The sequence below is a fragment of the Dapis hubbardiae BLCC-M172 genome (assembly GCF_050016015.1).
In the GTDB taxonomy this organism is placed as follows: domain Bacteria; phylum Cyanobacteriota; class Cyanobacteriia; order Cyanobacteriales; family Microcoleaceae; genus Trichodesmium.
Genome location: NZ_JBNHEQ010000302.1, coordinates 52,738 through 60,475, shown reverse-complemented (window position 1 = coordinate 60,475; position 7,738 = coordinate 52,738). Strand labels below are relative to the sequence as shown.

Genomic DNA, 7,738 nt, shown 5'->3' with positions numbered 1-7,738 from the left:
CTAATAGCTTGTTAATTTCTCAGAGCTATCTTAACTTTTTGGGTTCTACTCTCATCAGTTTACCCCCATTGTCTGTGCGATAAACCCATTCCTGTTTACCATCAGACAAAACAAGACGCCAACCTTCTACTAATATTTGGCCACAAAGCTCATCATTTTTTGGCAACCCCAAACAAGTATTTGGCCAAGTCTCTTGACTGACTTCATTCACTTTTATTGTTTCAGGGGCAATACCTATTTGATTCCCTAAATCTTGGCGAACAGCATCAACTATATTATTAGGGATTTTTTCAGTTTGATTAGCAAATTTTTCTGCCTCGTCAGGAATTGGTTTACTGAACTGTTTCACATGATCAAAATCCTTATTAATAGAGTTCTGCTTCACAGCAAGTATATGATTTAGAGATTTATTAGTTAGGAAAAAAGGTTGAGATATTTCTGTCTGAGATTCAACTTTAGTCTCTGTTGCAGATTTTAAAAGATTAGCAAACTTATCAGCCTTGGAAGTAATTTTGCCATTTGTCTCTACTTGGGGAGATTGAAGAACTTTTACAGCAGCAATTGCTGTTTCAGTAAGATTTGGATATGCTTCAGCAGCTAAGATTCCAGTTAAAATTAATGCTAGTAAAAAAGGATGAGGCGATTTTTGCTTAACTCGCTCGTTTCCATTTAGTTCATAATTTTTAGAGTTAGATTTCATAATTAAGATCCTTCGATTATTTATAGGTTTACTTATCTATATTAGTTAGATGGGATATTATTCTGGAGCTATCGAATTCGATCTAGGTGGTTTAGATGATTAAGATACAAGTTGAAGTTTGATTTTTTTATGCTTACAGAAATTAATCTATAAATAATTTATTTCTAGGGTTTGCTAGGTTATTCTGAGTTAGACCATTAACAAAGCTAAATGTTTGAACTCTCTGTCGAGCAAAATAGGAACAGAATCGTAAAATAGACATGATTAGTTAACTCAAGTTATGTATTTCTACTTCATCTCTCAGCACTAAAACGGACTTTATTTTTATCTCATGGTCTTATTAGTAGCAGATATTACAAAAAATGTATCTCAATAAAATAGACTTCAAAAAGTTCAATTAGTTCCATCACAAAATCCTCAAAACGACTCTTTCTTAACTTCTGTTTGACTTGGTGTGTTTTCCGGAAACGAAATATTTTCTCAAAGCTTAAAAGTCATAAAAATTGACTGGGAAATCTTCAGCCAAATTGCTTAATTAGAGAAAATACTAACAACTACCAACCAGATGCTACAATACCAAACTAATCAAATCCCGAATTTTTACGGAAAAATTAAATTTGTAATTTCATCGTAATTTAGAAATTTTTACTGATGCCAAAAAATATTTTCCTTGGCAATAGACAAATAGTAAGTAAGTAAGTACAAAAAATTATTTATACTATCACCAATTTAGCAAAAGAAGCTCTATATGAAAATATAGCTAGAGGAGTCTTCTCAAATTGGCATAGTGATTAACTCCGAGATGGGGGGTATAAATTATAGATCCAGGGATACAGCAGTTATCATATTAATCAAGTACAGTATTTTTATCTCTTTCCTATTCTCTGTTTCCTATTTCCTCTCTTAGTATCCATTCCCTTGCTTCTGTGGCCGAAACAGGGTTTAATAGCTGTTCCCTAAAATCCAAAACTTATGTATCTTCAATATTAATTCACTTTAAAGATGTCACAAATAGTTTCCAACCTTAAATGTAAAATAATTTCCTGAAATTACTGTATAGTTAAAGTTGTGAGCTGATAAAATCTTACTTTTAACTTTTGACTTCCATGAAATGATATTACCACAGAAAGTTCCCCTTATTAAGCGGGATGATCGGGGGATAAATGACTTCTCAAACCACCTCTAAAGTGAATTAGGATCGGCTTGGAGTGAGTTGGTTATAGTTATATGTTACTGAAGCAATAATCCACCATTATCAAAATAATTGGGTCGTGCAACCTCCCCTTTTAAGGGAAAATGTTTTTGGAGGGTTGCTCAAAATCCCTTTTACAAAAACAACTTCTGACTTCTGACTTCTGAACTTAGTTAAAATCTCTAATTTGAAGTAGCAGTCAGCACTCAGCTAGCCTCTTTCAGAGGAACTTCGTTAACAGCAATCAGCTTTTCACGGTGTATAATGGGGGACTATTTCCCCCCATAAAAGGCGCACCACTAATTTTTTCAAACTCTTGTGGGGGACTTCAACCCTCGAATTTCAAGCTGACAGCTAAATGCTGTTTGCGCAGCATTCCGTAAGGAAAAGCTGATAGCTAGTTAACGGTGGGACTGTCAAAATATAGATGTTAACAATAATAAAAGAAATTAACCTTATGGACCCATTACTGGAAGGTGGTGCTGCGATACAACAGCGTGATTACACCTTAATAATTGACAAAAGTAACGATATGTATATATCTGGCTCCCCCACAGGGAGAAGACCATGGGATTTAATGCAAGACTCCATCATCAGATTAGCTAGTGAATGTGAGAAGCTAGATTTAGATGGACTAACCGTTTACCTATTCTCTGACTATTTTAAACGATATGACCAAGTAACATCTACTGATTTAGGTGAAATTTTCCTGGAAAATCAACCCTCCGGTAAAACTAATTTAGCAGATGCTCTTAAGGATGCGATTGATAATTATTTTGAACGACGTGCTCTGAAGATAGCAAAACCTAATGGGGAAACTATTTTAGTTGTTACAGCAGGTGAAATAGAAGAACCTGAGCGAGTTAAGCAGATTATTATCTCTGCTGCTAATAATTTACAGCAAGATGAAGAGTTAGGTATTTCACTTATTCAGGTAGGAAATAAACCTGAAGTCACTAAGTTTTTTAAATTATTAGATAATGAATTACAAACAATAGGTGCTAAATTTGACATTTGCAATACTGTTACTATTGCCGATCTGGAAAACATGAATTTAACGGATGTTTTAATTAATGCTATTTTTGCTTAAGATAATCGATCGCAATTAGCTTATTGCATATCACTGGAAACGCTTTTTTTTAACTAATAGAAAAAAGGGAGTAGGGAGTAGGGAGTAGGGAGTAGGGGGGATAAATTGATGAATAAGAGTGGGATAATTTATTTTATTTTTTATTCTTAGAGATGTCTATTGAAATATTGGTTAATATGCGTTGTTTAACATCAATTGGAAATTCTGACTCCTGTACGGGTGATTTGGTTCCGAATGCTGTCGCTTTCCGCGTAATTAGGAGCATTCAGTAATAAATTGTCCCTACGACTCCTGACTCCATAACTGCCACCAAAATATTAAAAATTAAATAGGATTGCTATATTGAAGAATTTTGTGGTGAAATCCTAAACCATAAATTTCGTCCCAGCGCTTTGAAGTATAACTTGACTGGAAACTGGTAATAATCAATTACAATATTAACGATAATAGTCAAATGAGATAGAAAAGTTAAACCTGTCCAAACAATTGGTAGCCAACATAGAGGAGTACCTGGTATTGGAGGAAAAAAGTAAGCACTTAATCCTATTAATGTGGTTGGTAATAATACAAATCCAACTGCTAATAACTTGATTACCCAACTCCATTCTACTTGAGGATGATCGGCCTTCCATTTTTTACCATTCCACCTCCAACTTAAAGGAGAAGAACTATCTGCCATTTTTAATGATTGCTTTACCATATCTGGAGTGAAAATATGGTTACAGAAATTACAATAAAAAGCATCCATTAAAGTAATTGCTGAAATCTGACCATGATAGCAGACAGGACAAGTATAAACTTCTTCAATGCTCAAACTTTTATTGACATTATCGCAATTAGACATAAACTTTGAAAGTGAAGAAAAACAACTATATAGGTTGAATTTTAAACAGTAATCTCTCAACTTATCTAGGGTCTGTGATAATTCTTAACTTTTATCTAATTAAGCAGAAATTAAACTTATATAAACTATATGCTTTAAACAGTTTTAACTCTCGTCAATTCCAGAAAAAATGGTTTGATTTTGTAAGCATTCAGCCGTCAGCCAGCCTCCTGCGGAGGAACTGCGTTAACAGCCATAAGCTATTGCTTTTAGTGTCCTTTCTCAAGCTTTATTTAGCTAGAATTAAATCTTAACTATGAAAGTTTGCTTCCTAGTAAACCCCGTCTTTAAAAGGAGTGTCTTATTGCTGTTTGCGTAGCATTCCGCAGGAAGAGCTGACAGCTAATAGCTGTTTGCGCAGCATTCCGCAGGAAATGCTCACTTGAGTTTGACCTGAAATATTAATGGTTGGTGCAATTTTTTATAAAATATCTGTAGCATTAGGAAATATGGCGTTATATTTTCAGACTTTTCATCTATTTTGGTATTTTTTTTTCCTAATGAATAATTAATTATTAGATTTAGTTTACACCATCTTCTTTTTCAAAGCAAAATTGAAAAAAAGCTTGCTGAAGCATCAATCTTCTTCTCAGCAGGGAGATTTCAAGAATTAAGAATTTAGAATTAAGAATTTAGAATTACCTCTCCTTGAAAAGGAGAGGATTGACAAACAGGAAAATTTTTATTTATTATCCCCTTAAAAGGGGAGGCTTTAAACCACAATATTTCGGTAATTATTCATTAAATAAGAGGTTGAATGTATCAGGAAATATAAAAAAAGAAGATAGGGAAAAGGGAACACTTAACTGGTATGGAGGGAATAGGGAATAGGCAAAAAAACAATTATTTGTTATCAAGAAATTCACAACTAACTGATTGAGTATGAATAGTCACCTACTCCCTCTGTAGAGTTATTTCAATCCCTTGCCTTATTCAATCTTAAAGCTTGAATTCTGAAACTTTTTGCTTAATACTTATTTGACAAACAGTCTCTAAGATTTATGATTACTATATATAAATCAGCAGTAAGATGTGAGAATTTGAGTATTTATTCAAAAAATAGAATATAGCAGTTATCATATTCATTTTTTTTCTCTGTTATACCAATTCCCATGCATTATTGCTATACTTGGGCGATACTTCAGTTATTAACTGGTCGATACAATCAGAATTATTTTTTTGCTGATTTTAGCTAGTTTAATGTTAATTATTCTTATGTTTACTTCTCCCCCTCTCCCCTACTCCCCTACTCCCCTACTCCCCTACTCAACAAAATGTAGAAAAGTTTTTGAGAAATGGTATTACCTGTTTACCTTTCCCTGTTTCCTGTTCCCTAAAAGTCTCGAATATCTCATAACTTAAATCATATTGATATATATCTTTGAAGAAATTATTTTTATGAATTGCAATCTGAATATCAAAATCAATACTCCTTAGATTAATTAAATATAGCTATAGCAATTCTATTGCCATTTTAATATCTTGCCAGAGGTAGGGAATTATAATTCATAATTAAGCAGATAAGATTTTTGAAATTTTTCATAATCAAATCTACTGAAATTTAAAACTGAAAAAAAAATATCCCTATATTAGTTAAATTTCTATCAACCAACAAAAATATAGCATTTATTAGTCTTTGTGAAGCACACTTATTATTCTTCTTTTATGTTTTATGTTCCCACTCTTGATGAGTATTCTCTTGCCTGTGTCGCCGACGCGAGGTCGCACCCCTGTTCCCTTAAATTTAGAATTTCGTACCTTTTAATTTAATATATTAAAGCTATAGCAATCCTCTTTCAATTGTAATATTTTTTGGGTAGTTAGGAGTTAGGAGTCAGGAGTCAGGAGTTATAATTTTGAAAGTTTTTCATCAATCTTAACTACTATAAAAATTCTCACAAATCATTTAGGATTACTATATATTATTCAGATATCAGAGAGGTAAATAGTCAAATTGGTCAAACATAAATCATTGAATTCAATCAACCATTCCTGGCAGTCAATTATTCAATTTGTTAGTTTGTTTTGTCTTTGTTGCTTCCTAGTCATTAGTTGTAGCCAACCTCAAAATAACCCCGATAATACCCTAACTACAGAAACAAATACAAATCGCATTACCATTGGCACAACTTTAAAACCTCGGACTATTGACCCCGCAGACGCCTACGAAGTAATATCCGGTAACTTACTCTATAACTTAGGCGATCGCCTCTACGGTTACAAGTTAGGAACAACGGAACTTGTACCCCAACTAGCAAAAGAAATGCCAAAAATTAGTGAAGATGGCACAACATATACTATTCCTATTCGTGAAGGAGTAACATTCCATGACGGTACTCCCTTCAACGCCGAAGCAATGGCCTTTTCTTTAAAACGTTTTATTGAAAGTAGTGGTCCACCTTCTTCTTTATTAACTAATACCGTTGAGTCAGTAGAAGCTACTGGAGAATATCAATTAACAATTAAGTTGAAAAAACCCTTTGCAGCTTTCACTCCTTTATTAGCATTTTCTGGTCTATGTGCTATTTCCCCACAAGCTTATACAATAGGTGAAAATCAATTCAAACCCGATCAATTTATTGGTACTGGTCCCTACAAATTAGCTGAGTATGGTACTGACGTTTTACGATTAGATACATTTGAAAATTATTGGGGAGAAAAAGCAAAAAATCAAGGAATAGACATCCAAATATTTTCTAGTTCAGCCAACCTATTTAATGCCTTTAAAACAGGAGCTATAGACGTAGCTTATTTTACTCTAGACACAGACCAAATTAGCAACTTAGAAGCAGAAGCTAGTCGTCAAGGATGGCAAGTAATTTCTACAGATGGAAAGACAGTTAATTACATGGTTTTAAATCTCAATTCAGAGCCATTAAATAACAAGGAAGTTAGACAAGCTTTAGCCTCAATTATTGATAGAAACTTACTAAATGAACGAGTTTTACAAGGAAAAGCTGAACCAGTTTATAGTCTAATTCCGACAAAATTTGATGGTTATAAACCAGTATTTCAAGAAAATTATGGAGATGGAAATTTTGACAAAGCCAAAGAATTATTAGAAGAGGCAGGATACTCTCAAGAAAAACCAGCAAAAATAGAAATTTGGTATGCTGCAAATTCCACTAAAAGACAATTAACAGCCAGTACATTAAAAGCATCTGTAGAGCAAAAACTAGAAGGTTTAATGGAATTAGAATTGAATAGCGTAGAAGCAGCTACTGCCTTTAAAAACTTAGACAAAGGAGTATATCAAACATTTATCTTAGATTGGTATGGAGACTTTATTGATGCAGATAATTATATTCAACCATTTTTAGAATGTACTAAAGGTTCAATAGAAAAAGGTTGTGAAGAAGGAGCTAGTCAATTTCAAGGTTCATTTTACTATAACGATAAGATAAATCAATTAATCCAAGAACAACGTCAAGAACAAAACCCAGAAAAACGCCAAGCTATTTTCATAGAAATTCAAGAATTATTAGGAGAAGATGTTCCTTTCATCCCATTATGGTTAGATAAAGATTATGTATTTACTCAGAAAAACATTAGCGGAGTTAGTTTAGAACCTACTCAACAATTTCCTTTCTGGACAATTAATAAATCATAACTTAGGATTGACTGAGAAAAAGTATTTTGGTGAGGGCAGGAGTCAGGAGTCAGGATAAGTGGGAATTATAGAGAAGGTAGAAGAAAGTTATGGTTTTTCAGTAATAAATCAGAAAAATTTAGAAGTAAAACACCAGAACTTCCTTCTGGCTTCTTTTTCATTCCTTCTGACTTACTCAAATCAATTACTCAAAATTTCCTTAACCCTAAAAGTTATGGTTTTTCAGTAATAAATCAGAAAAATTTAGAAGTAAAACACCAGAA

The 7,738-nt window shown here is 33.1% G+C and carries 4 protein-coding genes; 2 read left to right on the top strand and 2 right to left on the bottom strand.

Annotated elements, in window-relative coordinates:
• Positions 1 to 25: 25 nt before the first annotated feature.
• Entirely contained in the window at positions 26 to 700 is a 675-nt protein-coding gene (locus ACP6PK_RS28550; RefSeq protein ID WP_426564765.1) for a hypothetical protein, read from the bottom strand.
• A 1,649-nt stretch (positions 701 to 2,349) separates the two neighbouring features.
• Here ACP6PK_RS28550 and ACP6PK_RS28545 point away from each other — a divergent pair.
• Complete coding sequence (locus ACP6PK_RS28545; RefSeq protein WP_426564763.1) at positions 2,350 to 2,982, top strand: VWA domain-containing protein; 633 nt, start codon at positions 2,350 to 2,352, stop codon at positions 2,980 to 2,982.
• 337 nt (positions 2,983 to 3,319) lie between these two features.
• Here ACP6PK_RS28545 and ACP6PK_RS28540 read toward each other — a convergent pair whose 3' ends face one another.
• A complete protein-coding gene (locus tag ACP6PK_RS28540) occupies positions 3,320 to 3,826 on the bottom strand; it encodes a hypothetical protein (RefSeq protein ID WP_426564761.1) in 507 nt (168 codons plus the stop codon).
• A gap of 2,011 nt (positions 3,827 to 5,837) precedes the next feature.
• Between ACP6PK_RS28540 and ACP6PK_RS28535 the strand changes: the two genes are divergently transcribed.
• Positions 5,838 to 7,475: an ABC transporter substrate-binding protein gene (locus ACP6PK_RS28535; RefSeq protein ID WP_426564759.1), complete on the top strand. Its 1,638-nt coding sequence runs from the start codon at positions 5,838 to 5,840 to the stop codon at positions 7,473 to 7,475.
• Positions 7,476 to 7,738: the final 263 nt, after the last annotated feature.

Bases quoted from the DNA above. Each gene is read 5' to 3' on its own strand.
- ACP6PK_RS28550 (WP_426564765.1), bottom strand. From the start codon at position 700: ATGAAATCTAACTCTAAAAATTATGAACTAAATGGAAACGAGCGAGTT.
- ACP6PK_RS28540 (WP_426564761.1), bottom strand. From the start codon at position 3,826: ATGTCTAATTGCGATAATGTCAATAAAAGTTTGAGCATTGAAGAAGTT.
- ACP6PK_RS28545 (WP_426564763.1), top strand. From the start codon at position 2,350: ATGGACCCATTACTGGAAGGTGGTGCTGCGATACAACAGCGTGATTAC.